The sequence below is a fragment of the Saccharopolyspora hirsuta genome (genome assembly GCF_008630535.1).
Classification (GTDB): Bacteria; Actinomycetota; Actinomycetes; order Mycobacteriales; family Pseudonocardiaceae; genus Saccharopolyspora; species Saccharopolyspora hirsuta.
Map to the genome: position 1 here is coordinate 60,360 of NZ_VWPH01000013.1, position 26,613 is coordinate 86,972.

Genomic DNA, 26,613 nt, shown 5'->3' on the forward strand with positions numbered 1-26,613 from the left:
GCACTCACGACCGGTCAGCGCCAGTGGGCGTTGAAGAAGTCCAGCTCGCAGCGGGTCGCCTGCTGGAACAGGCGGAGGCAGCGGGCCCGCTCGCGCTCGTCCAGCCCCGCGCCCACCCGGTCCAGCTCGCCGCACAGCCAGCGCACCCACGCCTGGAAGTCCGGGTTGTTGTGCAGCGTGATCCACTCCGCGTGCACGAAGTTCTCCGGCAGCGCGCTCGGCGCGCGCATCGCCCACTCCAGGTAGGACCACTCCGCGACGGTCAGCACCGTCAGGACCTCCGCGTAGCTGCCGCGCGCGTTGGCGTCCTGCATCAGCTCCCGGAACGCCACCGTCGCGTCGTCCAGCTCAGGGTGCACCCGGTCGGACTCGCCGACGCCCAGAGCGTCGAACGAGCGCTGGAAGTAGGTGTTCTCCTCGCTGGTGACCACCCCGATGCTGCCCGCGATCGCCAGCCGCGACGCGTAGCGGTCGGCCTTGGCCAGCCCGGAGCCGAGCAGCGCCAGGAAGTCGTCCACGAACTGGTAGTCCTGCACCAGGTAGGAGCGCATCGAATCGACCGGCACCAGCCCGTCGAACAGGGCCTGCGTGAACGGGTGCGTGATGACCGCCGTCCAGTCGGGCTCGCTGCGCTGGCGGAGCCAGTCGGTGAATGTCTCGGTCACGGAAGTCCTCCTGCGCCGGGTCCGGTGCTCATGCGTCCAATACACGGCGAACCGGCCGCCCCCGCCAGGCGAGCGCCCGGTGGCCGGGTCACTCCTACCACCGGGGTGCGGGCGCCCGGTCCCCGGTGGGGGAGAATCCGGCACGTGGTTGCACTCGCCGATTACCCCCAGATCGCAGCGGGCAAGGTCCGCCAGCTGCACGCCGTGGACGACGAACACCTGCTGCTGGTCGCCTCCGACCGCCTGTCGGCGTACGACCACGTGCTCGACACGCCGATCCCGGACAAGGGCCGGGTGCTCACCGCGATGAGCGTGTACTGGTTCGAGCTGCTCGCCGACCTGGTGCCGAACCACCTGGTCAGCGCCGACGACCCGCGCATCCCCGGTGAGGTGCGCGGCCGCGCGCTGCTGGTGCGGCGGCTGGAGATGCTGCCGGTGGAGTGCGTCGCGCGCGGCTACCTCACCGGCTCCGGGCTGGTCGACTACCAGCGCACCGGCGCGGTGTGCGGGGTCGAGCTGCCCGCCGGTCTGGTCGAGGCCTCGCAGCTCCCGGAACCGATCTTCACCCCGGCCACCAAGGCGGAGATCGGCGACCACGACGAGAACATCAGCTTCGACGCGGTCGCCGCGCAGCTGGGCGCGGAGCGCGCCGAGCAGCTGCGCGAGGTGACGCTGCGGGTGTACCAGCGGGCGGCGGAGCACGCGCGCAGCCGCGGCGTGATCCTGGCGGACACCAAGTTCGAGTTCGGCCTGGCGCCCGACGGCACGCTGGTGCTCGGCGACGAGGTGCTGACGCCGGACTCCTCGCGCTACTGGCCGGCGGACGGCTACCAGCCGGGCCGGGTCCAGCCGTCGTTCGACAAGCAGTACGTCCGGAACTGGCTGACCTCCCCGGAATCCGGCTGGGACCGCGCCTCGGACGTCCCGCCGCCGTCCCTGCCCGCGGAAGTGGTGACGGCAACCCGCGACCGCTACGTGGAGGCCTACGAGCGGATCACCGGCCGCTCCTTCGCCGACTGGCCCACCCCGGAGTCCTGACCGGCGCAGGAGCCCCGGCGTTCCGGGGCGGGGTGAGGTCGCTCGGTCGGGGTATGCGTCGGCGTGTCGTTGATGTCGGGCCGGGTGGACTGCCGAAGGTTGCGGCGTGGAGGTTCGCCGGATTTGCGCCGGGGCGACACCTGGTGGTCAGGTCGTGGACATCCCGGCCAGGCCGAATGAGGCATCGTGAGCCCGCCGCTGGTGGTGTCGTTGTCCGGACTCGACGTCCGGGTGCTGGACCAGTGCGCCGAGTTCGGCGCTGCGCTGGACCGGCGCGCCGTCCCGATGTCCCTGCTGATCGCGCCGCACCCGGCCCCGCACGCCGCGGTGCTGGACTGGATCGCCGAGCGGGTGGCCGCCCGCGACGCGGTGAGCCTGCACGGGTTCGCCCGCACCGCGCCCGGGCTGCGGGCCCGGCTGGCCCCGGCCGCCGGGCTGCCCGCGCACGAGGCGGGGCTGCACCTGGTGGCCGCCGCCGCGATCCTGGAGCGCCTCGGGCTGCGGACCAAGACCTTCATCCCGCCGCGCTGGCTCGGCTCGCCGGGCACCCTCACCGCCCTGCGGTGCCGCGGCTTCTCGGTCTGCGCGGACGCGATGACGGTCCGCGAGCTCGCCACCGGCCGGGTGCACCGGGGCCGCATCCGCGTGATCGGACCGGGTGAGCGGGCCGAGCCGTGGTGGTGCCGAGCGCTGGTGCTGGGAACCGGGCGGGCGGCCCGCCGAGCCCGCCCGGTGCGCCTCGCGGTGGACTCCGGAGTGCTGCGAAAACCCGCTGCGCGACAAGCGGTTCTGGACGCGATCGACCTGGCCCTGCACCACGGTGCCCGGCCGGTCACCTACGCCTCGTTCGGTGCCCCGGGCGGCCTGTGAAGGCCGATGAGGATCCCTTCATCGCACCTTCAGAGCTGCCTCACGCTCACCGCCGAAGCTGGTTCTCGTCAAGGGGAGAACGAACGAGAGGCAGCACGACGATGCGGAAGCGGACGATGAAGCGGACCTGGCTGGTGGCGGGCGCGGCGCTGGCGGCCCTGGGCCTCGGCGGCACGGGAGTGGCCCTGGCCAACACGGGCACAACCCCGCCCCCGGCCCCCCTCCCGACAACCCAACCCCAGCCCCCGAACCAGAACCAGGCCACCCCGGCCCCCCTCTGCATCGACGACGACCAGGACGACCTCGACGACCGCTTCGACGACCGAGACGACCTCGACGATCGCTTCGACGACCGTGATGACCTCGATGATCGCTTCGATGACGACCGCTTCGACGACGACCGGGACGACCGGTTCGACGACTGCGACGACCAGTTCGACGACGACCACGACGATCACATCGACAACCACACCGTCGACCGCGATGACCACGACGACGTGGACGACCGCGACGACGACTGAACCCCGGAAACGCCCACTACAACGGCGGTCCGAGGGACGGTCTACGACGGCCGTCCGGGGAGTGGTCTACGACGGCCGTCGGAGGGATGGTGACGACTGCAATTTCGATTGAAATTGCCCACCTCACCACCGCAGGCTCCGTCGAGAACGAGGCAATTTCGATTGAAATTGCAACACGCCCAAGCCGACCACCCACCGCTTCGAACCCAAACCCAACCACGCACCCAAACGACCCCCCGCACCAACCCAACCCCGGTATCACCACCGCGCCCCAGGCCCTGGCGAAGTCCGCCTGTACTGGTACGGGGTGCCAGTTCCACCGGAAACTGACACCCCGCCACGCCCGACAAGGCCAGCCCGCTCCCCGAGCGGTGGTACCCGCCCCGGGGGCTCAGACCGACGTCCGGGTGCCCTTCGCGAGCACCTCGACGGCCGTTCCCTCCGGGCGGAGCTGCTCGAACATCCGGTAGTGCATCTGCGGCGCGGCCAGCACCGCCTCGTGGATCGGGACCGCCGTTCGCGGGGCGACCGCGCGGAGGAAGTCGACCGCTTCGGAGAGCTTCAGCCAGGGGGCCGCGGTCGGCAGGCCGAGGACGTCGATGCGCTGCTCCGGCACGAAGAACGAGTCGCCGGGGTGGTAGAAGGCGCCGTGGTCGACGACGTACCCGATGTTGTCGACCACCGGGATGTCCGGGTGGATCACCGCGTGCGCGCCGCCGACGACGCTGACCGCCGCGCCGCCCAGCTCGATCGCGTCACCGGGCCGGGCGGTGGTCGCGGTCAGGCCGCGCTCCTCGACCGACGCCGCCGAGCCGGGGTCGACGACCAGCCGGGCGTTCGGGTTGGCCGCCAGCAGCGCGGGCAGCCGGTCCAGGTCGAGGTGGTCGAAGTGCTGGTGGGTGACCAGCACGGCGTCCAGGTCGCGCAGGTCCTCGAAGTCCGCGGAGAACGTCCCCGGGTCGATCAGCAGCCGCGCCGATCCGGTCTCGACCAGCACGCACGAGTGTCCGAAGTGGGTGATCTGCACGGTGTTCCTCCTCGTCAGACGGCCCGTCCACTGTCGCACGATCACCAGGGGCGGCTCGGCAGCGTCCCGAGCAGCTCGGCCTCCTCGGCGGCGGTGAGCCCGGCCTTGCGCGCCCGGTCGGCGCCCAGCGCCCGCTCGGTCGCCAGCGCCGCCGACACCGTGTCGGCCAGCGGCCGGACGCGCAGACCGGCGGCCAGCGAGGGCGCGGCGTCGTGCGAGGCGAGGCCCTCGTAGTCGTCCGGGATCCACAGCGGGAGCGACTTCGGCCCGCTCCAGCGCTGCACCCCAGCCTCGTCGAGCGCGTCCGGCGCGACGGCCGCGATCTCGGTGCCGGGCGGTGCGACGAGCGCGGCGACCTCCGCCAGCAGCGCGCCCAGCGTGCTGACCGGCCCGACGCCGTCGAAGGTCCCGGCGAGCCCGCGCTCCGCAGCGGTGACGATCCAGGTGGCCAGGTCGCGCACGTCGATGTGCTGGACGGGTGCGCCGGGGGTGTCCGGTACGAGCACCCGCCCGCCGCGGGACAGCCGCAGCGGCCAGTAGCCGAACCGGTCGGTGGGATCGTGCGGCCCGGTGATCAGGCCCGGCCGCACCACGAACGCGCGGTCGCCCATCGCGGCCCGCACCGCGTTCTCGCAGGCCACCTTGATCCCGCCGTAGGACTCGGGAGTGCTGGTGTCGGCGGAGTCGGTGATCGGCGCCAGCAGCGCGCCACCGGCGTTCTGACCAGTGGTCTTGTTGTCCGAGTAGACGTTGATCGTGGACACGAACGTCCAGTGCCCGGCATCGCCCAAGGCGTCCAGGGCCTCGCGGACCCACTGGTAGTTCCGCGCGACGTCGACGACCGCGTCGAACCGCTCCCCGGCCAGCGCGCCGAGCCCCTCGGCCCGGTCCACGACCACCAGCTCCGCGCCGTCCGGCACGTCGCCGCTCGCGCCGCGCGCCGCGCAGACGACCTCGTGCCCGCGCTCCAGCGCTGCCGCGGCGACCGCGTGCCCGACGAAGACCGTCCCGCCCAGGACCAAGATCCGCATGCCCAGCACACTTCCGGAAGAACCCGGCCGCGGCGACGGATCTCGCTACCGGTGAACACCGCGGGCGCCCCGGTGGCCGGAGCGCCCGCGGTGTCGCGGTCAGCCGGTGACGGTGATGGTCATCGTCGGTCCGGCGCCGCCGCCGACGCGGGTGTGCACCGGGTACTGCCCGGGCGGGACGTCGGCGATGGTCGCCACCGCCTCGGCGACGCCGTCCCGGTCGGTGACCACCTCGGCCAGGCCCTCGTCCGCCCCCACCGGGTGCTCGCGGTTGCGCACGAACGCGGCCGACGAGATCCAGCTGACGCCCTCCAGGCCGTGGTCGAGCCGCATGACCAGCGTGTTGCCCGCCTTGACCTGGGACTTGTCGGCGGTGAACCGCGGCTGCTCGGCGACCGCGACCCGGGCGGTGCCGGGGCTCGGTGCGGCGGTGGCCGGGACGGTCGTGGTCAGCGCGAGTCCGGCGAGCAGCGCCGCGCCCAGCAAGGTCTTGTAAGTGCGCATCGGAATGCGTTTCCCCTCAGTGGCTTTCGATCAACACCGGGCACCTCCCCTTGGTGCCCGCTCTGTTAGACGCCCCGGAGGGCCAGAGGTTTAGACAAGCTGGGAAATATGTGACGGAAGACACAGCTCGGGCCGGATGTGGTGAGCCACACCGCACCCAGCGCCCCTGCCCGGAGGGGTGAACGCCCAGCTCAGTTACGCTTTGCCGGTACTGCTGGCCATCCGCCGGATCCCGGCGGATCTGCACGGAAACCGGGAGCAGCACCCGTGGCCCGAGTCGTTGTCGACGTCATGCCGAAGCAGGAGATCCTCGACCCGCAGGGGCAGGCGGTGGCGAATGCGCTGCCGCGGCTCGGGTTCGAAGGGATCGCCGAAGTCCGCCAGGGGAAGCGTTTCGAGCTGGAGGTCGCCGACGACGTCGACGACGACACGCTCGCCAAGATCGCCGAAACGCTGCTGGCCAACCCGGTCATCGAGGACTGGACCGTCCGCAGGGTGGACGCATGAGCAGGTCTGTGCCAACTCCAGTTCTGCTCAACCGCACCTCAGGGGAACGTGACGCAAGCCAGCCACGGGAAACCGCGAAACGTGAGATCAAGCTGGTCGCAACCACCACTGTGAATCGCGGAGAGGCGGTACTGGCATGAAGATCGGCGTCATCACCTTCCCCGGAACCCTCGACGACGTCGACGCGGCCCGCGCGGTGCGCCGCGCCGGTGCCGAGTCCGTCGCCCTCTGGCACGCCGACCACGACCTGAAGGGCGTGGACGCGGTGGTCGTGCCCGGCGGCTTCTCCTACGGCGACTACCTGCGCTGCGGCGCGATCGCCAAGTTCGCCCCGGTGATGACCGAGGTGGTCGAAGCCGCCCGCAAGGGCATGCCGGTGCTCGGCGTGTGCAACGGCTTCCAGATCCTGTGCGAGTCCGGGCTGCTGCCCGGCGTGCTGACCCGCAACGCGGGCCTGCACTACGTCTGCCGCGACCAGTGGTTGAAGGTGGAGAACAACAGCAGCGCCTGGACCACCCGCTACGACGCGGGCGCCGAGCTGCTGATCCCGATCAAGCACGGCGAGGGCAACTACATGGCCGACCAGGCCGTCCTCGACGAGCTCGAGGGCGAGGGCCGGGTGCTGTTCCGCTACGCGGGGGAGAACCCGAACGGGTCCCAGCGCGACATCGCGGGCATCACCGACGCTCGCGGCCGGGTGGCGGGCATGATGCCGCACCCCGAGCACGCGATCGACCCGCTGACCGGCCCCACCGACGACGGCCTCGGCATGTTCCTGTCCGTTCTGGATGCACTGGTGGCAGCGTGACCAACATCGACACCGTCGAACAGGCGAAATCCACTCCCGAGCTCGACCAGCCCTACCGCGAGCTGGGGCTGAAGGACGACGAGTACGCCCGGATCCGCGAGATCCTGGGGCGCCGTCCCACCGACGCCGAGCTGGCCATGTACTCGGTGATGTGGAGCGAGCACTGCTCCTACAAGTCGTCGAAGGTGCACCTGAAGTACTTCGGCGAGACCACCACCGACGAGATGCGCGAGAAGATGCTCGCGGGCATCGGCGAGAACGCGGGCGTGGTCGACATCGGCGACGGCTGGGCGGTGACGTTCAAGCTGGAGAGCCACAACCACCCGTCCTACGTCGAGCCCTACCAGGGCGCGGCGACCGGTGTCGGCGGCATCGTCCGCGACATCATGGCGATGGGCGCGCGCCCGGTGGCGGTGGCCGACCCGCTGCGCTTCGGCCCGGCCGACGCCGAGGACACCAAGCGGGTGCTGCCCGGCGTGGTCGCGGGCGTCGGCGGCTACGGCAACTGCCTGGGCCTGCCGAACATCGGCGGCGAGGTCGTCTTCGACGAGTGCTACAGCGGGAACCCGCTGGTCAACGCCATGTGCGTGGGCGTGATGAAGGTCGAGGACCTGCACCTGGCGCACGCCAGCGGCAAGGGCAACAAGATCATCCTGTTCGGTGCCCGCACCGGGCTGGACGGCATCGGCGGCGTGTCGGTGCTGGCCTCGGAGACCTTCGACGGCGATGAGAGCGGCACCGGCCGCAAGAAGCTGCCGAGCGTGCAGGTCGGCGACCCGTTCGCCGAGAAGGTGCTCATCGAGTGCTGCCTGGAGCTCTACCACGCGGGCCTGGTCGTGGGCATCCAGGACCTGGGCGGGGCGGGCCTGTCCTGCGCCACCTCCGAGCTGGCCTCGGCCGGGGACGGCGGCATGCGGGTCGACCTGGACCAGGTGCCGCTGCGCGCCACCGGGATGACGCCCGCGGAGATCCTCTCCAGCGAGTCGCAGGAGCGGATGTGCGCCGTGGTGGAACCGTCCAACGTGGACGCGTTCCTGGAGGTCTGCCGGAAGTGGGACGTCACCGCCACCGTGATCGGTGAGGTCACCGACGGCGAGAACCTGGAGATCTACTGGCACGGCGACCTGGTGGTGGACGTGCCGCCGCGGACCGTCGCGCACGAGGGCCCGGTCTACGAGCGCCCGGTGGAGCGGCCCGCCGAGCAGGACCTGATCGCCGCGGACAACGCGAGCACGCTGGCCCGCCCGTCCACCCCGGACGAGCTGCGCGAGACCATCCTGCGGATGGCGGCCTCGCCGAACCTGTGCTCCCGCGCGTGGGTCACCGACCAGTACGACCGCTACGTGCGCGGCAACACCGTGCTGGCGCAGCCGTCGGACGGCGGTGTGCTGCGCATCGACGAGGAGACCGGGCGCGGCATCGCGATCGCGACCGACTGCAACGCCCGCTACACCCGGCTCGACCCGTACGCGGGCGCGCAGCTGGCGCTGGCCGAGGCCTACCGCAACGTGGCGACCACCGGTGCCACGCCGGTGGCGGTCACCAACTGCCTGAACTTCGGCTCGCCGGAGGACCCGGGCGTGATGTGGCAGTTCCAGCAGGCGGTGCGCGGCCTGGCCGACGCCTGCGCGGAGCTGGGCATCCCGGTGACCGGCGGCAACGTCAGCTTCTACAACCAGACCGGGCAGAAGGCGATCCTGCCCACCCCGGTGGTCGGCGTGCTGGGCACGATCGACGACGTCACCCGCCGCATCCCGACCGGCATCGGCGGCGAGGAGGGCGAGACGCTCCTGCTGCTCGGCGAGACGCGCGAGGAGTTCGGCGGCTCGGAGTGGGCGCGCGTGGTGCACGACCACCTCGGCGGCGTGCCGCCGAAGGTCGACCTGGCCCGCGAGAAGCTGCTGGCGGAGATCCTGGTCGCGGGCTCCCGCGACGGCATGATCTCGGCGGCGCACGACCTCTCCGAGGGCGGCCTGGCGCAGGCGCTGGTGGAGACGGCGCTGGTCGGCGAGTGCGGTGCCCGCGTGGTCCTGCCGGAGGGCGCGGACCCGTTCGTCTGGCTGTTCTCCGAGTCGGCGGGTCGCGTCCTGGTGGCGGTCCCGCGCACCGAGGAGACCCGCTTCACCGACATGTGCACGGCGCGCGGTCTCCCGTGGGCCAAGGTCGGTGTCGCCGACGCGGGCGAGAAGTCCCTGGACATCCAGGACGTCGCGAACATCCCGCTGACCGAGCTCCGCGAGGCCTGGGAGGGCACGCTGCCGAAGCTGTTCGGCTGATCCGGAACCGGAGGGCACCTTCCGCCGAACCGATCGGCGGAAGGTGCCCTCCGGTCGTCCTGTGGTCGTGAGTGGGAAAACCGGCTCCAGGCGGCTTTCGCACTCACGACCTCAGCGGGTGGTGACGGTCCAGCCCGCTGGCATCGTGACGTCGTGGTCCGGGCTGGTGGTGATGCCGGTGGTCACGACCTCGCCGCGGAAGGTGGTGCCGGACAGGTCGGTGTCGGCCCCGAAGTGCGCCTCGCGGAAGTCGGTGTGCGCGTGGAACTCGGCGTCGGCCATCGACAGGGTGGCGCTGAAGCGGGTCTCGTTGAACTTGGTCGTGCCGGTGAACCGGGTGCGGCGGAAGCTCGTGCGGCCGTTGAACTCCACGCCCGGGAACCAGGCGAGCTGGTGGAAGACCGCGTCGTCGCAGCGGAACCGGCCGTACAACCGGCCCGGCCCGATGGTCGCCGAGGTGAACCACACCGGCCCGTGGAACTCGCACCGGCTGAAGTTGTTGTCGCTGAACAACTTCCCGTACCGCAGGGTCAGCGTGCCGATCTTCCGGTCGGCGACGTCGAAGTACTCCAGCATCGCGCCGGTCAGGTCCAGGTCGTACGCCGGGGCGTCGGCGTCCCCGGCGCGCGGCAGCAGCTCCACCACGAGCCGCTGCGCGGTCAGGCGCACCTGGAGCATCCGCTCCGCCTCGTCCTCCTCGGCCCTGGTCTCGAACTCCGCGCCGTAGCGGACGTGCGCGAACGGCCGCCGCAGGTAGGAGCACAGCACGTCGAGCACGGTCTGCGTGTAGTCGGGCCGGTTGCGGGCGAGCCCGGCGAGCGCGTGCAGCGCGCCCACGCGCACCTGGTCGGTCTCGTGCCCGAGCAGCTCGATCGCACGGGCGAACCGCTCGTCGGCGATCCGGTCCCGGTCCAGCTCGACCCGTCGGTCCTCCAGCTCCTGCCGCTGCTCCTCGGTGCGCCGTCGCCGGTCGTTGAGCCACAGCGCGTACAGCGCGACGACGGAACCCGCGGCCAGCCCACCGGTCCGCAGCGCATCGGCCCCGGTGGTGCGCTGGTCGAAGACCATCAGCGCGGCGCTGACCCCGAGCAGCACCACGACGGCGATGGCGATGGTCGCGACCAAGCCGATCTTGCGCTCACCCATGTGCGTGATCCTGCCGGAGCGGCTCCGCCGAGATGCGCGCCAGATTCGGGCTTGGGAGCGGATCGAGGTCCCAGCCGTCCGGGAGGGAGACGTCGGCAGCCGTGTTGACCTCGGACTCGTGCAGGGCCGTCGCCGGTACCGGCGAGCTCACCCGGAGGTCGATTCCGCCGGAGAAGGACGCCCAGCGGAGGTCCAGATGTGCGCGGAAGGAAGCCTGCGCGAACGAGACGTGTTCGGCGAACCGAGCTTCTCGCAGGGCCACTTCCCCGTGGAACTCCGCGAGGCTGAAGCTGACCGGCGCGCTGCTCGTCGCGCACGTCAGGACCAAGCGGTCGTGGAACACGGCCTTCCTGGCGTGGAGCGGGTGCAGGAAGGTGGCGTCGTGGAGGTCGACCTTGCGGTGGAAGACCGCGCCTTCCAGGTTCGTCCGGTGCCGGAACCGGCACGCTTGCGCATCGAGGCGGCCGACGACCCGGCCGGAGAGGTCGAAGCGGTCCATGAAGGCTGCCGCGATGTCGAGGTCGTAGCGGGGCGGGTCCACCTCGTCGGTGGTCGGCAGCAGCGAGACCACGAGCTTGCTGGCGGTCTGCCGCACCGTCCGCTCGCGCTGCAGCTCTTCGGCGATCTCGACGTCGTCCGACCGCGTCCACTTCGGATGGTCGAACGGTCGTCGCAGGTACGAGCACAGCACGTCGAGCACGGTCTGCGTGTAGTCCGGGTTGCTGCGCGCCAGCCCGGCCAGCGCGTGCAGCGCGCCGACGCGCACCTGGTCCGCCTCGTTGCCGAGCAGCTCCACCGCTCGCGCGAAGCGCTCGTCGGCGGCTCGGACGTGGTCCTGCGCGGTCCGCCGGTCCTCCAGGGCCTGCCGCTGCTGTTCGAGGGCGTAGCGCTCCCGGTCCAGCTCCTGCCGCTGGGTCTCCAGCTCCTGCCGCTTCTCCTCGGTGCGCCGTCGCCGGTCGTTGAGCCACAGCGCGTACAGCGCGACGACCGAGCCCGCGGCCAGCCCGCCGGTGCGCAGCGCGTCCGCGCCGGTGGCGCGGGGGTCGAAGACCAGCAGCGCGATCGTCACGCCGACCAGCACCGCCACCGCGATGGCGATCGTGGCCACCAACCCGATCTTGCGCTCACCCATGCGCGTGATTCTGCCGGGTGGTGGTGGCGCTCCGGGGCGCGCAGCGAGAACCCGCGGTGCCGTCGGGAGCGGCACCGCGGGTTCGCGGAGGTCAGCCGTTGGCCAGGGCCTGCAGGCGGTCGTACGCGCCGTTGAAGGTGTTCTTGTCGATCGGCGAGGAGGTGTACTGCCAGATCGTCCAGATGCCCCAGTTGTACGGGAGCTGGCCGACCGTGCTCGCGTAGCGGGCGACCCACAGCGGGTTGGTCGAGCTGAAGTCGCCGTCGACGCACTGGTTCCACCAGCTGGTGCTGGTGTAGATGACCGGCCAGCGGCCGGTGCGCGAGTGGTAGGTGTCGCTGAAGTCCTTGATCCAGGCCGTCATCTGGCTCTTGGTCTTGCCGTAGCAGGTCGAGCCGTACGGGTTGTACTCCATGTCCAGCGCGCCGGGCAGGGTCTTGCCGTCCTTCGACCAGCCGCCGCCGTTGTCCACGAAGTAGTTGGCCTGGGCCGCACCGCTGGAGCGGTCCGGCAGCGCGAAGTGGTAGGCGCCGCGGATCATGCCCACGTTGTAGGAGCCGTTGTACTGCTGGGCGAAGTACGGGTTCTCGTACCCGGTGCCCTCGGTGGCCTTGACGTAGGCGAACCGCATGCCCTGGTTCCACCAGGACTGCCAGTCCACGTTGCCCTGGTGGCTGCTGACGTCCATGCCCGCCACGGTGGCCAGCGGGTCGACCGCGGGCACCGGCACGGGCAGCTCGTCACCGCCCTCGTGCTTGCGGATCTGCGAGCCCATCGGCGTGTCGGTCACCGGTTCGGAGCTGGTCTGCGTGCCCATGGCGGAGTCCCTTCCGGGAAGGGGGGTGCTGGCCAGCGCGGGCGCGCACAGGAAGACGACACCTGCGCAGATCATCGATGCTAGGGAGAGCAGCCGTAATCGGCGACCACGTCCACTCGGACGGTTCATCGGGGCCTCCTGATGATCGGATGCGGTGCGTCGTCGGGGGACGACGCGGCTTGCCCCGGAAGTGTCGCGAATGGTTTTCGTTGGAAGTAGATCCTGTGTTAGTTTTTAACCGGATTGGCTCAATCCGGACAGCTGAGGGTGAACTGCTGGCCACCAACGGGTAGTTCGGCTGCGCGCACAACCTCTCAGCCGGGCTGAGCGTCGAAACCAGCAGATCGATCATGACAGCCGTACTCGGGCGATCACGTGGTTGCGGACGGTAGTCGATCGTCGTGCGGACCACGCGGATGGCCTGCTCGGATGAGGTTACGGCTTACCCCGGGTGCCGCACATGATGTTCGACCGCCGGACCGATCCGGTCGTATGCTCCGAACGAGAACGGGCCGGGCGAGTACGAGTGGAGGGCGCCCCAGGCATGACTGGCTGGACCGCGCCGGTGCCAAGCGCTCACGAGGTGACCGCCGAGGTGAACCGAGCCGACCGACGCCGCTTCGCGGCGGCCTGGGCGCACGTGCTCATGGGCACCAGCTACGTGCCCATGACCAGCGCCGAGATCGAAGGCCGCCTGTACGGCTACACGGACCGACTGGTCGATGCCCTGCTCAGCGACCCGTTCGACGCGGCCGCCGCGCGCGAGGTCGGCGTGGACCTCGTCGCCGTGCACTTCACCAGCGCCGAGTCGCTGGCCCGCACGGTGAACCTGATCGGCGACGAGATGCTGGACGTGCTGCGGCTGGAGAGCACCCCGGACTGGCGCGGCCGGGTCGCGGCGCTGCAGGGCGCCCTGTGCTCCGGGTTCGTGCAGGCCGCCCGCAAGCGCACGCTGGACGAGCAGGAGGCCATCCGGCAGGCCGTGCTGGACGCCCGCGACGCCGTCGAGCAGGCCCTGCGCACCAGCGAGGCGCGGTTCCGCGCGATCTTCGCCGAGGCCGCCATCGGCATCGGGATCGGCGACATGGACGGCCGGATCCTCGAGGTCAACGACTCGCTGACCCGGATCATGGGCCGCTCCGGCGACGAGCTCCGCACCATGCTGGTCTCCGACATGATGCACCCGGCCGACCCGGACAGCGTCTGGCGGATGTACCAGGAGCTGGTCCGCGGCGAGCGCGACCAGTTCCGGGTGGAGAAGCAGTTCATCCGCCCGGACGGCGGCACCGTGTGGACCGAGATGATCGTGTCCCTGGTCCGCGGCGAGGACGGCCTGCCGCTCTACCAGGTGGCGCTGATCGAGGACGTCACCGACCGGCTGATGCTGCAGGAGCGGTTGCGGCACCAGGCGATGCACGACCCGCTGACCCGGCTGCCCAACCGGGCGCTGTTCCTGGAACGGCTCACCAACGTGCTGCGCCAGCACGAACCCGGCGACCGGGTCGCGCTGTGCTACATGGACCTGGACGGCTTCAAGGTCATCAACGACAGCCTCGGCCACCACGTCGGCGACGACCTGCTGGTCGCGGTCGCGGACCGGCTGGCCGCCGTGGTGCACGGCGACGACCGGCTCGTCGCGCGGATGGGCGGCGACGAGTTCGTGATCCTGCTGCAGAGCTCGCTGGGCACCGAGCAGGCCGTCGAGGTCGCCGACACGGTGCTGGACGCGCTGGAGCAACCGTTCCGCATCGGCGGCCACGAGCTGTCGGTGGGCGCGAGCATCGGCATCGTGGAGCGGCCGGTGAACGGGCAGACCGCCGCCGAGCTGATGCGCGACGCCGACGTGACGCTGTACTGGGCGAAGGCCGAGGGCAAGGGCCAGTGGGCGCTGTTCGACCCGGAGCGCAACGCCACCGAGGTCGCGCAGTTCCACCTGTCCGCGAAGATGCCCGCCGCGCTGGAGCGCGAGGAGTTCTACGTCGACTACCAGCCGCTGATCGGCCTGCGCGACCAGAACGTGGTCGGGGTGGAGGCGCTGGTCCGCTGGGCGCACCCGGAGCTGGGGCGGCTCGGCCCGGACCGGTTCATCGGGCTGGCCGAGGAGACCGGGCTGATCGTGTCCCTGGGCCGGTGGGTGCTGCGGCAGGCCTGCCGCCAGGCCAAGCTCTGGCAGGACCGGTTCGGCTCGGCGGCGCCGTTCGTCAGCGTCAACCTGGCGGTGCGGCAGTCGCGGGACCCGGACCTGGTCGACGACGTCGCGGCGATCCTGGCCGAGACCGGGCTGGAACCCTCGCGGCTGCAGCTGGAGCTCACCGAGAGCGCGATCATGGGCACCGCCGACGAACCGCTGGACGCGCTGCGCGCGCTGTCCCAGATGGGCGTGCGGATCGCCATCGACGACTTCGGAACCGGCTACTCGAACCTGGCCTACCTGCGCCACCTCCCGGTCCACGAGCTGAAGATCGCGGGCTCGTTCATGGAAGGCCTCCGCGACGCGGAACGGGCCGACCCGGTGGACGCCCGCATCGTGGCGACCCTGGTGGACCTGGCGCACGCCCTAGGCCTGACGGTCACCGCGGAAGGCGTGGAAACCCTGGCCCAATCCCGCCGCATGGCCGACATCGGCTGCGAAACGGGCCAGGGCTACCTCTTCGCCAAACCCGGCTCCCCGGAGGAGATCACCAAGTTCATCCTCGACCACCTGGACTGATGAGCACTTCCAGTGGCTGGTTTGCGTGACGGTGCGGGTCGCGAGGGTGGGTCATGCGCCTGCGGCGCATGCGACGACCTAGCGAGCGGTGCTGGTCGCCCGTCGCGGTCCCTGTTTTCCGCTGGAAGTGGTTGACGCCGTTCGCCTCGCGCTGGTGCACCGGTGGTGGAAGTCAGCCGGGCTTGCCGTTGCGGCGGCTGCGCTGGGCCCGGGTGAGGCCGCCGTAGAGGACCGCCGCAGAGTTGACCAGCGCCAGGTGGCTGAAGGCCTGCGGGAAGTTGCCCGCGAACGTCCCGGTCGCGGCGTCGTACTCCTCGGCGTACAGGCCCACGTCGTTGGCCAGCGCCACCAGCTCGCCGAACAGCTTCTCGGCCTCGTCCCGGCGGCCGATGTAGACCAGGGCGTCGACCAGCCAGAACGAGCACGCCAGGAACGCGCCCTCGCGGCCGGTCAGGCCGTCGACCTGGTTGCGGGACTCGCTCGCGGTGTAGCGGTCGACCAGCACGCCGTCGTGCTGCAGCTCCCGCTGCACCGCCTCCACGGTGCGCACCACGCGCTCGTCGTCCCCGGGCAGGAAGCCCACCGACGGCATCCGCAGCGTCGCCGCGTCCAGCGTGCTCCCGCCGTAGTACTGGGTGAACACCCCGAGCTCCGGGTTCCACGCCCGCTCCAGCACTTCCGCGTGCACCTCGTCGCGGATCTCCCGCCAGCGGTGCACCGGACCGGGCAGGCCGTCCTCCTCGGCGGCGCGCACCGCCCGGTCGAAGGCCACCCACACCATCACCCGGGAGTGCGTGAAGTACCGGTCGGGGCCGCGCACCTCCCACAGGCCGCGGTCCGGCTGCCGCCAGATCTTCTCCAGGTGGCGCAGCATCCCGCGCTGCAGCGCCCAGGTCTCCTCGCGCTCCGGCAGCCCGCGCTCCCTGGCCAGGTGCAGCACGTCCATGACCTCGCCGTACACGTCGAGCTGCAGCTGCCGGAAGGCCGCGTTGCCGAAGCGCACCGGCTGGCAGCGGCGGTAGCCCGGCAGCCAGTCGGCCTCCCACTCCAGCAGGTGCCGCTCGCCGTTGACGCCGTACATGATCTGCAGGTCGGCCGGGTCCCCGGCCACCGCGCGCACCAGCCAGGCGCGCCAGGCAGCCGCCTCCGCGGAGCAGCCGAAGTCGTCCAGCGCCAGCAGCACCAGGGTCGCGTCGCGCAGCCAGCAGTACCGGTAGTCCCAGTTCCGGTTGCCCGGCACCGCTTCCGGCAGCGAGCTCGTCGGCGCCGCGACGATCCCGCCGGTCGGCGCGTAGGTCAGCGCCTTGAGGGTGGCCAGCGAGCGGTAGACCGCGCTCGCGTGCGGTCCGGAGTAGCAGATCTTCGTGGTCCAGTCGCGCCAGAACTCCTCGGCGTCGCGGACCTCCTCGCCCGGGTCGACCGGCGCGGGCAGGTCGTCCGGGTCCGGGGACCACTGCATCACCCAGGACAGGCTCTCCCCGGCCCGCACCGTGCGGATCAGCTCGTGCGCCCGCTCGCGCTCGGCGCGCTGCGGCAGGACGTCGCCGCGCAGCACCGCGGTGTGCGGACCGGCGATGGCCAGGATGAACTCGTCGAGCACCGGGTCGGTCTCGCGCACCCGGCGCACCCAGGGCACCGCCTCGCCGTAGGCGAACCGCACCACCCAGCGCATCTTGACGTCGACCTCGCCGGAGATCCCCCGCACGGTCCGCACCAGGCAGGGCTGGGCGCGGTGGTCCTGCTCGTGCGGCGGCATGCAGTCGATCAACCGCAGCACGCCGTCGTCGGTGTGGAAGTCGGTCTCCAGCACCAGCGAGTTGGCCCGGTACCGGCGGCGCACCTCGCGGACCGGGGAGGTCGGCGCGATCTGCCAGTGCCCGTCCCGCTCGCCGCCGAGCAACCGGCAGAAGCAGGACGGCGCGTCGAAGCGCGGCAGGCAGAGCCAGTCGATGGAACCGTCCTTGCCGACCAGCGCCGCGGTGCGCAGATCGGACAGCAGGGCGTAGTCCTCGATCGGCCCCGGCCCGCTGCGCCGCTGATCGTCCGTCACCCAGCCGAGACTAGGCACAACCTCCGATGATCACAGTTCCAACGGGACCCGCGATCGGCCAGCGCACCGGGTGCCCGACACGCCCGGGTGCAGGGGGACTTCCGCGATTTCAATGAAAATCGGACACCTGATTTCCATTGAAATCGCGTCCACCCCGATCAACACCGCCGCGCGGAACGCGTGGATCAGCCGCGCTCGGCCGCGGTCTGGGCCAGGACGCTGTGCGGGATCACCGCCTGGACCGCCTCGTGCAGGTTGAGGCCGAGGGCGAGGCCGTCGAGCAGGTCCGGCAGGGCGCTGCCCGGAACCCGGCGGAAGCCCGGCCAGTCGGACGGCACCCGCCCCGCCGAGGTGCAGGCCGGGAGCAGCTGGCTGCCGTCGGACATCTCCGCGGTGTAGAGCATCGCGTCGTCCTCGCTCGGCGCGTAGAGCAGCAGCTCGGAGTCGAGGACCGCTGCGGGCAGCGCGGAATCGGCCATCCGCCCCTCGGCGATCTCGACCAGCACCCGCTCCAGCTCGTTGGTCGGCTCCGGCCGCTCGGCGACCATCGCGGACGGCTGGTAGCGGTCGTTGAACTGGAACTCCTCGTCGATCTCCCCGTCCGGGCCGATCCGGTAGGCGCCCACGATGCCCTCCGGCGGGACCTCGCCGCCGTCCGCGCCGTAGCCGGGGTCGGTGATGTAGAGCCAGCTGTTGGGGTTCTGCTCGGCGTGCGCGCGCATCTCGTCGGTGATCGGCGGTGCGGGCGGGGTGGCTTCGGACATCGCGGGCTCCGTGCTGTTGATCTTCGTGCCCAGCTGCTGCCGAGCACGCCCCCGAGAGTGCCACCCGCACCCCGGGACGCGCCGGGGCGGTCCCGGGACCAGCCGTTCCGAGGTGCCGCCGCGGCTGGTCCGGGGGGAGACTGGCGGGAGGTTTCGGGGAGGGGAGGCGGCGATGATCGGTCAGCGGGAAGCGTTGCGGATGTTCGGGTGCGAGGTGTTCGACCCGGCCGGTCATCGGATAGGCATCGTCGGCCAGCTGTTCATCGACGAGGACACCGAGCAGCCCGCCTGGGTCACCGTCCAAACCGGACTCTTCGGGACCAACGAGAGCTTCGTGCCGCTGGAGGGCGCCGCCTTCGACGGCGACACGCTCACCGTCGCGGTCGGCAAGGAGGCGGTCCGGCTGGCCCCGCGCGTCGACCTGGAGCAGGGCGATCTCCCGTTGGCGCAGGAGCGCGCGCTGTACCTGCACTACGGGCTGACTTACGGGGTCGCCCCGGACGGTTCCACCGACGATCTCGAACCCGAGTACGTGGAGGCGGTCCGCCTCCGGCTGCGGCGCTGGGTCGCCGCCACCTGATCGGCTAGCTGCGCCGCTCACCCGGCGAACACGGCTGAAGGCCGTTCAGCTCACCCGAGAACCGCTCAAAGCGGATCAACGTGATTTTTGCACGCGCCCGTCGCTGATCGCGGCGGGCGCGATTTTGCCTGCTCATTCCCGGTAAGCAACGCAGAGCTGGGAAAGCGTTCACCCCTCCGCACGATTGTGTGGCGACAAATCGCCAACATCACCCGTACGAGTGTTTTCCCTGGTTACGTTCCGGCGTGAAACACCTTCGCTCGGCCCCACCCGAGCGTATTTGAAGGAGGGGACACATGAGGAAGCTGCTCTACGGCACCGGGGCAGGGGTTGCCGCAGCGGCGCTCGTGTTCGCCGGGACTCCCGCCGGCGCACAGCCGCAGATCGAACTCGCACCGCTGATCCTGCACCCGCAGGCCAAGGTCGCGAGCGCCGACGACGCGGACGTCTACATCGTCAACCTCAAGGACGGCATCACCGCCCAGGGTGTCGCCGAGGAGCTCGGCGTCCAGGCCCGCACCGTGTACGACTCGGCGCTCAACGGCTTCTCCGCGAAGCTGAGCCCCGAGCAGCTGGACAAGGTGCGCGCCAGCGGCAAGGTCGAGAACGTCTCCCAGAGCTACCGCATCCAGGTCGAGCCGAGCAAGAAGCAGGCCGTCGAGTCCTGGGGCCTGGACCGCATCGACCAGCCGGACCTCCCGCTGGACAACAACTACGCCCCGAAGGGCACCGGTGAGGGCGTCACCGCCTACATCATCGACACCGGCATCGACACCTCGCACCCCGACTTCGGCGGGCGCGCCGAGGTCGGCTTCGACGCCCACGGCGGCGACGGCTCGGACAAGCAGGGCCACGGCACCCACGTGGCGGGCACCATCGGCAGCAACACCTACGGCGTGGCCAAGGGCGTGAAGCTGGTCGGCGTCAAGGTGCTCGGCGACGACGGCAGCGGCACCACCGAGCAGGTCGTGTCCGGCATCGAGTGGGTCGCGGAGAACGCCAACGGCCCGTCGGTGGCGAACATGTCGCTGGGCGGCCCGAAGGACCCGGCGCTGGACGAGGCGGCGACCAACCTGGTCAACAAGGGCGTCTTCCTCGCGGTGGCGGCCGGCAATGAGAGCCAGGACGCCGAGAACGTGTCCCCGGCCAGCGCCGAGGGCGTGTTCACCACCGCCGCGTCGGACAACCAGGACGGCTCCGCCGAGTTCACCAACTTCGGCGCCACCGTCGAGGGCTACGCCCCCGGCGTGGACATCGTCTCCACCGTCCCGGGCGGCGGCACCGAGGCGCTGAGCGGCACCTCGATGGCCAGCCCGCACGTGGCCGGTGTCGGCGCGCTGTTCCTGCAGGCCAACCCGGACGCGAAGCCCGCGGACGTGATCTCCGGGCTGCAGGGCCAGGCGGCCACCGGCAAGATCCAGAACGCGCCGTCGGGCACCATCACCGACCTGCTGCAGATCGGTGACCTGTGATCCGGTAGCGACATGCGAACCGCGGGCCCTTCCTGACACCGATCGGGAAGGGCCCGCGTCGCGTCCGCTGCTGCATTCGGGGGACGCCGGGATGCGGCCGAACGGGGTCAATCCAAGGTCGCTGACCACCATCCTGCGAAAGTCGGTTCCAGCGATCGTTCCCGGTGGATACGTTGCCATCAACGGGGGTGTTCAGTGTCCATCGCGGTACCGGTGCTGAATCGGTGCTGCCGGGGCACACGAGGAGGGGTGTGCCGTGCTTCCCGGATACACCGAGGACTTGGCGCAGTCGTCGACTGCGGTCGACGAACCGACGAGGGAGACCGCGACCACCGAGCCGCTCACCGAGCGGGCCGTGCGGGCGCAGGTCGCCTCGGTCGCCCGCGCTGCCCGGGCGCAGTCCGGCAACGGTGGTGTGCTGCAGGTCGTGCACGGGGCGAAGCGCGTCGGCTGGGCGGCTTATGAGCTGCAGCGCAACGCCTCGCAGCTGGTCCAGGGCGTGGCCAAGCCGCCGTACGTGACGACCGGGCCGCTGGACTCGCTGGAATCCCGCAAGCTCGCCGAGGGCGTGCAGTACCAGGTGCTCTACGACCGGTCCGCGCTGGCGCTGCCGCCGCAGCTGGACATCACCACCAAGCTGGTCGCGCAGGGCGAGCAGGCCCGGGTGATCCACGTGGCGCCGACCAAGCTGATCATGGTCGACAACGAGATCGCGCTGATGCCGCTGACGGTGAGCGAGAACACCGTGGAGAGCGCGGTCGTGGTGCGCAGCTCGGCGATGCTGGCCGCGCTCGGCCGGATCTTCGAGGACATGTGGCGCTTCGCCGCACCGTTCACCGCCGCGCACGACCTGTCCGGCCAGGACATGCAGCCGACGGAGGAGGAGCGGTGGATCCTGTCGCTGCTGGCCTCCGGAGCCACCGATGACACCATCGGTCGGCTGATGGGCTTCAGCGCCCGGACCGCGCACCGCAGGGTCCGCGAGCTGATCGCCCGCCTCGGCGTGGAGACCCGCTTCCAAGCGGGCATGCAAGCGGTCAAACTCGGCTGGCTGTAGGTTTCCGCTGGTCAGATGTCGTGAGCGCTTTGCGGGGCTATGACCCCGCAAAGCGCTCACGTGCTTTCACCAGCGACGGCGCGCTTTCGTAGGCTGGCCGCATGCCCAGTCGACGTGCCGTTGATCCCGGTGAAGTGCGCGATGCCGTCGCGGCGGTCCGCCCCTGGCTGGACGACGACGCGCAGCGCCCCGCCCGCCCCGAGCTCGCCGCCGCGGTGCGCCTGAGCCTGCGAACGCTCGAGCAGATCGCGCCGGGCAACAGCGTCGAGGTCCGCGTCCCGCCGTTCGCCGCGGTCCAGTGCATCGCCGGACCCCGCCACACCCGCGGCACCCCGCCCAACGTCGTCGAAACCGACGCCCGCACCTGGCTCCTGCTCGCCACCGGCCGCCTCACCTGGACCGAAGCGGTCGACCAGGGCGCCCTCACCGCCTCCGGAACCCGAGCCGACATCTCCCAGTGGCTCCCCCTGGTCCGCGTCGACTCCTGACCGCACCAGGACGATCTTTTCGTCATCCGGGAATACGTCCACCGTTTACGGATTCCGCAATAATGTGGGCCATCTGAGTGAACCACGCCTATTTCGCGACCCCTTTCGGCGGCACCTGACAGTCTGTGCCTCATCGGGGGATTCGCGAATGGGGGTTGTTTGATCATGGCGGATAAATTGCCGGAAGGACCGCCGCCGGGGCCCGGCAAGGGGCGTCCGGACCCGGAGGTCGGACGGGTTATCTATGCCGTCGGCGATCACTTGGAAGTGTCGGACAAGGTGATGCTGGCCGCGTTCGAAGCAGCATTGGTCGAGTCCGGCATGGAGAACCTGAACTACGGCGACCGCGACTCGGTGGGGGTGTTCCAGCAGCGGCCCAGCCAGGGGTGGGGGTCGGCCAAGGACTGCATGAACGTCAACTACGCGTCCAGGCAGTTCTTCTCCCGCGCTGCTGAGGCGGAGGCCGACAACCCGAAGTACAGCGCCGGTGAGCTCGCGCAAGCGGTGCAGCGGTCGGCCTTTCCGGACCGCTACGACGAAGTCGAGGACCGCGCTCGCGACCTGCTCGGCAACGCCGAGGAATCGTGGAAGGACCAGGCCGCCGGACCTCGGGCCGGTGGCCGGGGGCGCAAGGAGCCGGATTGGGCCGAAATCAGCGAAGGTCGGTTCAAGCGGACTCTGGAATACATCCACGGCGAAATGGTGCAGAACCAGAACTCGCCGATCGCCTGGGTGATCTGGGCGTTGAACGAGCCGTGGATTCCGGACCCGGACATCGGTGACATCGCGTCGAAGCTCTTCGGCGGAGCCGAATGGACCAAGTGGTTGCAGTTGATGGAGGACTTCGCCGAACACCCCACTGCGATGCTGCTTTTCGCGGTCAAGGTCGCGCCGGGCATGGACTGGGACCACAAGCCCAAGATCCGCGCCCGCGAGGGGCTGGACGAGGGGAATCCCGACCAGCTGTACTTCAAGATCCCGGGCGACGACGCGGGCCGCGAGGTCTTCTACGACGTCTGGTCGAACATCCACTACGGCTACGTCGGCCGGGCGTGCGGTTTCGACGAGGACGTGCTGCACACCGCACCGAGGCTGCCGGGTACCGGTGAACACGACAAGGGCGACGTGTTCAGCATGCAGGCCGGGATGGATCTGTGGAACGAGCACGAGGAGGACCTCACGCTTTCCCAGCTCCGCGCGAAGGCCTACGAGATGATCAACCAGATCGACCAGCACACCCCGAACCTCACGCAGGTCCGCAAGTGGAGCGCACCGTGACGAGACGGTGGCCGCTGGTCCTGACCGGGGTGCTCGTGGCGCTGGTGGCCGCGGGCATCCCGGTCTGGTGGTGGTTCGCGCTGCCCGGCCAGCAGCGGCGGGTGGTCGAGCCGATGGAGCTGGTCGACGTGCCACCGCCGGTGCTGCCCGGACCGTGGCAACACCGCCAGGTCGATTCCGGCCGGTTGCCTTCGGACTGGGGAGCCCAAGCGCAAGCGACCGCCGCATGGCAGCGGCCGGACGGCGTTGAGATCGACTACACCGTGCGCCGCTACGCCTCCTCGCGGTGGGCGCACTGGGCGTTCGATCGCGTCGACAGGCACGGCAGCGAGATGTTCGACGAGACGTTGGACCGCCCGCCAGCGCTGCGGCTGGCCGACGCCGACGAGGCCCGCTACGTCTGCGGGGAGATCCGCGGTAGGCCGTTCACCTGCGACAACTGGTGGATCGACCTGCGCTACGGGCAGTACTTGGTGCAGCTTCAGAGCACCGACGCGCCCAGTGACGAGCAGTCGATCCCACCCTGGCTGGCCGAGCTGGTGCGGACCGTCGACGCAGAACTCACCTCGGAGGTCCCCAGGCAGTAGCCGGGCGGTCGACGCGCGGTGATGGTGCGCGGCCGTCCCGGTTATGAGATGGCCGACACGCATCAGGCCGGGACTCGGCTGGTTTCGGGCTGTTTACACTGAGGTGTAACTCCGGCTCCGTCCTTCAGGGAGTTCTCGGTGGTCACCGACCGGCCCGAACCGGCTAACGCAAGTACGCACGCGGACCTCTCCAGCCCCGCCGACGATCCGATCGAACGCGACGTTCCCCGCGAGGAGTGCGGCGTCTTCGGCGTGTGGGCTCCGGGCGAGGAGGTCGCCAAGCTCAGCTTCTACGGGCTCTACGCCCTCCAGCACCGGGGCCAGGAGGCCGCCGGCATCGCCGTCGGCGACGGCTCGCAGGTGCTGGTCTACAAGGACACCGGGCTGGTCAGCCAGGTGTTCACCGAGCAGACCCTGGCGTCGCTGCGCGGCCACGTCGCGGTCGGCCACGCCCGGTACTCCACGACCGGCGGCGGCACCTGGGAGAACGCCCAGCCGACCTTCCGCACCACGGTCGCGGGCAGCGGCCTGGCGCTCGGCCACAACGGCAACCTGGTCAACACCGGCGAGCTGCGCGACCGGATCATCGCCGAAGGCGTGGACACGGTCTCGGCCAACAGCTCCTCCCCGGCCAACGGCTGCGACCGCGCCACCACCGACTCCGACCTGGTCACCGGGCTGCTCGCGGCGCGCGCCGCGGACCTGGGCATCGAGCAGGCGGCGATGGAGCTGTTCCCGACGCTCAGCGGCGCGTTCTCCATGGTCTTCTGCGACGAGCAGACCCTCTACGCGGTGCGCGACCCGCACGGCGTGCGCCCGCTGGTCCTCGGTCGGCTGGAGCGCGGCTGGGTGGTGGCCAGCGAGACGGCCGCCCTGGACATCGTCGGCGCCTCGTTCGTCCGGGAGGTCGAGCCCGGCGAGCTGCTGGCCATCGACGGCGACGGGCTGCGCTCCCAGCACTTCGCCAACCCGAAGCCCAAGGGCTGCATCTTCGAGTACGTCTACCTGGCCCGCCCGGACACCACCATCTCCGGCCGCTCGGTCAACGGCGCCCGCGTGGAGATCGGGCGCCGCCTGGCCAAGGAGCACCCGGTGGACGCCGACCTGGTGATCCCGGTGCCGGAGTCGGGCACGCCCGCCGCCATCGGCTACGCGCAGGCCTCCGGCATCCCCTACGGCCAGGGCCTGGTCAAGAACTCCTACGTCGGCCGCACCTTCATCCAGCCGTCGCAGACCATCCGCCAGCTCGGCATCCGGCTCAAGCTGAACCCGCTGCGCGAGGTGATCCGCGGCAAGCGGCTGGTCGTGGTGGACGACTCGGTGGTGCGCGGCAACACGCAGCGGGCCCTGGTCCGGATGCTGCGCGAGGCCGGTGCGATCGAGGTGCACGTGCGGATCGCCTCGCCGCCGGTCAAGTGGCCCTGCTTCTACGGCATCGACTTCGCCTCCCGCGCCGAGCTGATCGCCAACGGCCTGGACATGGACGGGGTGCGCCGCTCGATCGGCGCGGACAGCCTCGGCCACGTCTCGCTGGACGGCCTGGTCGCGGCCACCGAGCAGCCCCGCACCCGGTTGTGCGCGGCCTGCTTCGACGGCGAGTACCCGATCCCGCTGCCGGACGACGCCAAGCTCGGCAAGTACGTGCTGGAGGGCCAGCCCGAGCGGGGCGTGGCGGGACCGGCCGAACCGGTGCTGCCCGCCGGTTACGGCGCCGCCGAAGCGCTGCAACGGCCCTGATCCGCCCGCAGAGACCCCCGGGGTTCACCGTCGACGCGTAGCGTTGTCCGTGCTACACATGCGCGTCCGGCGAATCGCAAATCGCACCAGAATGTGGAGCCAGTCGTGTCCGAAGACCTGCTCGCAGGGTCTGCCCAGCCCGAGAGCCCGAAAGCCACCTACGCCGCTGCGGGGGTGAGCATCGAGGCCGGGGACGAAGCGGTCGAGAAGATGCGCCCGTGGGCGCAGCGCGCGACCCGGCCCGAGGTGCTCGGCTCGCTCGGCGGGTTCGCCGGCCTGTTCCAGCTCAAGCTCGACCGCTGGAAGGAGCCGGTGCTGGCCTCCTCCACCGACGGCGTGGGCACCAAGCTCGCCGTCGCGCAGGCCCTGGACCTGCACGACACCGTCGGCATCGACCTGGTCGCGATGGTCGTCGACGACCTGGTGGTGTGCGGTGCGGAACCGCTGTTCCTGCAGGACTACATCGCCGTCGGCAAGGTCGTGCCGGACCGGATCGCCGACCTGGTCAAGGGCATCTCGGAGGGCTGCGTGCAGGCGGGCTGCGCGCTGCTGGGCGGCGAGACCGCCGAGCACCCCGGGATGATGGCGCCCGGCGAGTACGACATCTCGGCCACCGGCGTCGGCGTCGTCGAAGCGGACGCGATGCTGGGCGCGGACAAGGTGCGGCCCGGCGACGTGGTGATCGCGATGGGCTCCTCCGGCCTGCACTCCAACGGCTACTCGCTGGCCCGGCACGTCCTGCTGGACATCGCCCGGATGCCGCTGGAGGGCCACGTCGAGGAGTTCGGCCGCACCCTCGGCGAGGAGCTGCTGGAGCCCACCCGGATCTACGCCAAGGACTGCCTGGCGCTGGCCGCGGAGGCGGGCGTGCGGACGTTCGCGCACGTCACCGGCGGCGGCCTGGCGGAGAACCTGGCGCGGGTGATCCCGTCCGGCCTGACCGCGGTGCTGGACCGCGGCAGCTGGACCCCGGCCCCGGTGTTCCGGCTGATCGCCCAGCGCGGCCGCGTCGAGGCCGAGGAGATGGAGCGCACCTTCAACATGGGCATCGGCATGGTCGCGGTGGTGACCGCCGAGGACGTGGACCGCGCCCTGGCGGTCCTCACGGCCCGCCACGTCCCGGCGTGGGTGCTCGGCGAGATCGCCAAGCAGCCCTCGGTCGAGGACGCTGGTGAGGCGGACCGCGTGGTCCTGCGCGGCAACCACCCGCGCTTCTGACCTGATCGCCGAACGCGGCCCCGGACCTGGTCCGAGGGCCGCGTTTCGCATTCACCCGCCGGAACGGGAATCCGCACCGGGGCCCGCTCGTTGTAGGGAGAGCTGGCGTGCGCGCGTGCCCCCGGGCCCCAACTATCGCCTGCGAGGAATACCGTCCGGCTGGAGCCTCACAGCGCCACCCGCCGAGAGGCGGCCCGCGCACGCCAGCGTCCGGAGTTTTCCAACCAAGCTTTGCGTGGCGGTGCCGGTGGCGGAACCTCAGCGCCCGCCTGGCTGTGGGTGCCCTGACTGATGTATGTCCAATACACGGCGTCAGGGCCGTCCTCGCCA

Annotated in this window: 24 protein-coding genes; 15 read left to right on the plus strand and 9 right to left on the minus strand. The window is 70.9% G+C overall.

All coding sequences use genetic code 11. The features are described from left to right. Positions 1-14 precede the first annotated feature (14 nt). Positions 15-665, minus strand: a complete 651-nt coding sequence (locus F1721_RS25850; RefSeq protein WP_150069387.1) for a TenA family protein — start codon at positions 663-665, stop codon at positions 15-17. Positions 666-809: 144 nt separating this feature from the next. Between F1721_RS25850 and F1721_RS25855 the strand changes: the two genes are divergently transcribed. The 3 genes from F1721_RS25855 to F1721_RS25865 all read left to right on the plus strand — a co-directional run bounded on the left by F1721_RS25855 (position 810) and on the right by F1721_RS25865 (position 3,094). Continuing rightward, the gene (locus F1721_RS25855; RefSeq protein WP_150069388.1) at positions 810-1,703 is read left to right on the plus strand and encodes a phosphoribosylaminoimidazolesuccinocarboxamide synthase; all 894 of its coding nucleotides are present in this window, start codon (positions 810-812) and stop codon (positions 1,701-1,703) included. 186 nt (positions 1,704-1,889) lie between these two features. Further along, on the plus strand, positions 1,890-2,573 hold the full coding sequence (locus tag F1721_RS25860; protein WP_150069389.1) for a DUF2334 domain-containing protein: 684 nt from the start codon (positions 1,890-1,892) through the stop codon (positions 2,571-2,573). Between the two features lie 116 nt (positions 2,574-2,689). Further along, a complete protein-coding gene (locus tag F1721_RS25865; RefSeq protein WP_246155308.1) occupies positions 2,690-3,094 on the plus strand; it encodes an ATPase in 405 nt (134 codons plus the stop codon). Between the two features lie 391 nt (positions 3,095-3,485). On the opposite strand, the gene F1721_RS25870 is transcribed toward F1721_RS25865, so the two are convergent. The 3 genes from F1721_RS25870 to F1721_RS25880 all read right to left on the minus strand — a co-directional run bounded on the left by F1721_RS25870 (position 3,486) and on the right by F1721_RS25880 (position 5,656). Continuing rightward, positions 3,486-4,121 carry an MBL fold metallo-hydrolase gene (locus tag F1721_RS25870; protein ID WP_150069391.1) on the minus strand — a complete coding sequence of 212 codons (636 nt, stop codon included), beginning with the start codon at positions 4,119-4,121 and terminating at the stop codon, positions 3,486-3,488. Positions 4,122-4,162: 41 nt separating this feature from the next. Continuing rightward, on the minus strand, positions 4,163-5,152 hold the full coding sequence (locus F1721_RS25875; RefSeq protein WP_150069392.1) for an NAD-dependent epimerase/dehydratase family protein: 990 nt from the start codon (positions 5,150-5,152) through the stop codon (positions 4,163-4,165). 99 nt (positions 5,153-5,251) lie between these two features. Continuing rightward, complete coding sequence (locus F1721_RS25880; RefSeq protein WP_150069393.1) at positions 5,252-5,656, minus strand: hypothetical protein; 405 nt, start codon at positions 5,654-5,656, stop codon at positions 5,252-5,254. Between the two features lie 267 nt (positions 5,657-5,923). Here F1721_RS25880 and purS point away from each other — a divergent pair, with 267 nt between their 5' ends. From purS to purL, 3 genes are all read left to right on the plus strand, one after another. Continuing rightward, positions 5,924-6,163, plus strand: a complete 240-nt coding sequence (gene purS, locus F1721_RS25885) for a phosphoribosylformylglycinamidine synthase subunit PurS (RefSeq protein WP_093159179.1) — start codon at positions 5,924-5,926, stop codon at positions 6,161-6,163. A gap of 136 nt (positions 6,164-6,299) precedes the next feature. Continuing rightward, a complete protein-coding gene (gene purQ, locus F1721_RS25890) occupies positions 6,300-6,971 on the plus strand; it encodes a phosphoribosylformylglycinamidine synthase subunit PurQ (RefSeq protein ID WP_150069394.1) in 672 nt (223 codons plus the stop codon). Beyond that, complete coding sequence (purL, locus tag F1721_RS25895; protein ID WP_150069395.1) at positions 6,968-9,247, plus strand: phosphoribosylformylglycinamidine synthase subunit PurL; 2,280 nt, start codon at positions 6,968-6,970, stop codon at positions 9,245-9,247. The genes purQ and purL overlap by 4 nt, the downstream gene beginning before the upstream one ends. A gap of 111 nt (positions 9,248-9,358) precedes the next feature. Here the strand turns inward: purL and F1721_RS25900 are convergent, their stop codons facing one another. The 3 genes from F1721_RS25900 to F1721_RS25910 all read right to left on the minus strand — a co-directional run bounded on the left by F1721_RS25900 (position 9,359) and on the right by F1721_RS25910 (position 12,342). Beyond that, the gene (locus F1721_RS25900; RefSeq protein ID WP_150069396.1) at positions 9,359-10,393 is read right to left on the minus strand and encodes a pentapeptide repeat-containing protein; all 1,035 of its coding nucleotides are present in this window, start codon (positions 10,391-10,393) and stop codon (positions 9,359-9,361) included. After that, positions 10,386-11,525, minus strand: a complete 1,140-nt coding sequence (locus F1721_RS25905) for a hypothetical protein (protein WP_211840629.1) — start codon at positions 11,523-11,525, stop codon at positions 10,386-10,388. Before F1721_RS25905 ends, F1721_RS25900 begins: the two co-directional genes overlap by 8 nt. A gap of 91 nt (positions 11,526-11,616) precedes the next feature. Next, the gene (locus F1721_RS25910) at positions 11,617-12,342 is read right to left on the minus strand and encodes a lysozyme (RefSeq protein ID WP_150069397.1); all 726 of its coding nucleotides are present in this window, start codon (positions 12,340-12,342) and stop codon (positions 11,617-11,619) included. Between the two features lie 646 nt (positions 12,343-12,988). Between F1721_RS25910 and F1721_RS25915 the strand changes: the two genes are divergently transcribed. Next, positions 12,989-15,052, plus strand: a complete 2,064-nt coding sequence (locus F1721_RS25915; protein ID WP_150069554.1) for a putative bifunctional diguanylate cyclase/phosphodiesterase — start codon at positions 12,989-12,991, stop codon at positions 15,050-15,052. 172 nt (positions 15,053-15,224) lie between these two features. Here the strand turns inward: F1721_RS25915 and F1721_RS25920 are convergent, their stop codons facing one another. Together F1721_RS25920 and F1721_RS25925 are read right to left on the minus strand one after the other, a co-directional pair. Next, positions 15,225-17,102 (minus strand): glycoside hydrolase family 15 protein, encoded by a 1,878-nt coding sequence (locus tag F1721_RS25920; protein WP_150069398.1) that lies wholly within the window; start codon positions 17,100-17,102, stop codon positions 15,225-15,227. Between the two features lie 185 nt (positions 17,103-17,287). Continuing rightward, positions 17,288-17,866, minus strand: coding sequence for a type VII secretion system-associated protein (locus F1721_RS25925; RefSeq protein WP_150069399.1), 579 nt, complete (start codon positions 17,864-17,866; stop codon positions 17,288-17,290). A 172-nt stretch (positions 17,867-18,038) separates the two neighbouring features. Between F1721_RS25925 and F1721_RS25930 the strand changes: the two genes are divergently transcribed. The 8 genes from F1721_RS25930 to purM all read left to right on the plus strand — a co-directional run bounded on the left by F1721_RS25930 (position 18,039) and on the right by purM (position 26,283). Continuing rightward, positions 18,039-18,446: a PRC-barrel domain-containing protein gene (locus F1721_RS25930; RefSeq protein WP_150069400.1), complete on the plus strand. Its 408-nt coding sequence runs from the start codon at positions 18,039-18,041 to the stop codon at positions 18,444-18,446. 296 nt (positions 18,447-18,742) lie between these two features. After that, entirely contained in the window at positions 18,743-19,918 is a 1,176-nt protein-coding gene (locus F1721_RS25935; RefSeq protein ID WP_150069401.1) for a S8 family peptidase, read from the plus strand. A 256-nt stretch (positions 19,919-20,174) separates the two neighbouring features. Next, positions 20,175-20,975, plus strand: coding sequence for a helix-turn-helix domain-containing protein (locus F1721_RS25940; protein ID WP_150069402.1), 801 nt, complete (start codon positions 20,175-20,177; stop codon positions 20,973-20,975). Positions 20,976-21,076: 101 nt separating this feature from the next. Next, a complete protein-coding gene (locus F1721_RS25945; protein WP_150069403.1) occupies positions 21,077-21,463 on the plus strand; it encodes a sterol carrier family protein in 387 nt (128 codons plus the stop codon). 165 nt (positions 21,464-21,628) lie between these two features. After that, entirely contained in the window at positions 21,629-22,741 is a 1,113-nt protein-coding gene (locus F1721_RS25950; RefSeq protein WP_150069404.1) for a polymorphic toxin type 44 domain-containing protein, read from the plus strand. Further along, entirely contained in the window at positions 22,738-23,328 is a 591-nt protein-coding gene (locus F1721_RS25955) for a hypothetical protein (RefSeq protein ID WP_150069405.1), read from the plus strand. Before F1721_RS25950 ends, F1721_RS25955 begins: the two co-directional genes overlap by 4 nt. Before the next feature lie 210 nt (positions 23,329-23,538). Beyond that, positions 23,539-25,065: an amidophosphoribosyltransferase gene (purF, locus tag F1721_RS25960; protein ID WP_150069555.1), complete on the plus strand. Its 1,527-nt coding sequence runs from the start codon at positions 23,539-23,541 to the stop codon at positions 25,063-25,065. A gap of 105 nt (positions 25,066-25,170) precedes the next feature. Then, a complete protein-coding gene (gene purM, locus F1721_RS25965; RefSeq protein WP_150069406.1) occupies positions 25,171-26,283 on the plus strand; it encodes a phosphoribosylformylglycinamidine cyclo-ligase in 1,113 nt (370 codons plus the stop codon). Positions 26,284-26,613 lie beyond the last annotated feature (330 nt).

What these genes read in the sequence shown, in the direction of transcription:
- F1721_RS25905 (WP_211840629.1), bottom strand. Translation starts at nt 11,525, where the DNA reads ATGGGTGAGCGCAAGATCGGGTTGGTGGCCACGATCGCCATCGCGGTG.
- F1721_RS25930 (WP_150069400.1), top strand. Translation starts at nt 18,039, where the DNA reads ATGATCGGTCAGCGGGAAGCGTTGCGGATGTTCGGGTGCGAGGTGTTC.
- F1721_RS25865 (WP_246155308.1), top strand. Translation starts at nt 2,690, where the DNA reads ATGAAGCGGACCTGGCTGGTGGCGGGCGCGGCGCTGGCGGCCCTGGGC.
- F1721_RS25900 (WP_150069396.1), bottom strand. Translation starts at nt 10,393, where the DNA reads ATGGGTGAGCGCAAGATCGGCTTGGTCGCGACCATCGCCATCGCCGTC.
- purQ (WP_150069394.1), top strand. Translation starts at nt 6,300, where the DNA reads ATGAAGATCGGCGTCATCACCTTCCCCGGAACCCTCGACGACGTCGAC.
- F1721_RS25915 (WP_150069554.1), top strand. Translation starts at nt 12,989, where the DNA reads ATGGGCACCAGCTACGTGCCCATGACCAGCGCCGAGATCGAAGGCCGC.
- F1721_RS25950 (WP_150069404.1), top strand. Translation starts at nt 21,629, where the DNA reads ATGGCGGATAAATTGCCGGAAGGACCGCCGCCGGGGCCCGGCAAGGGG.
- F1721_RS25875 (WP_150069392.1), bottom strand. Translation starts at nt 5,152, where the DNA reads ATGCGGATCTTGGTCCTGGGCGGGACGGTCTTCGTCGGGCACGCGGTC.
- F1721_RS25880 (WP_150069393.1), bottom strand. Translation starts at nt 5,656, where the DNA reads ATGCGCACTTACAAGACCTTGCTGGGCGCGGCGCTGCTCGCCGGACTC.
- F1721_RS25910 (WP_150069397.1), bottom strand. Translation starts at nt 12,342, where the DNA reads ATGGGCACGCAGACCAGCTCCGAACCGGTGACCGACACGCCGATGGGC.
- F1721_RS25925 (WP_150069399.1), bottom strand. Translation starts at nt 17,866, where the DNA reads ATGTCCGAAGCCACCCCGCCCGCACCGCCGATCACCGACGAGATGCGC.
- F1721_RS25945 (WP_150069403.1), top strand. Translation starts at nt 21,077, where the DNA reads ATGCCCAGTCGACGTGCCGTTGATCCCGGTGAAGTGCGCGATGCCGTC.
- F1721_RS25935 (WP_150069401.1), top strand. Translation starts at nt 18,743, where the DNA reads ATGAGGAAGCTGCTCTACGGCACCGGGGCAGGGGTTGCCGCAGCGGCG.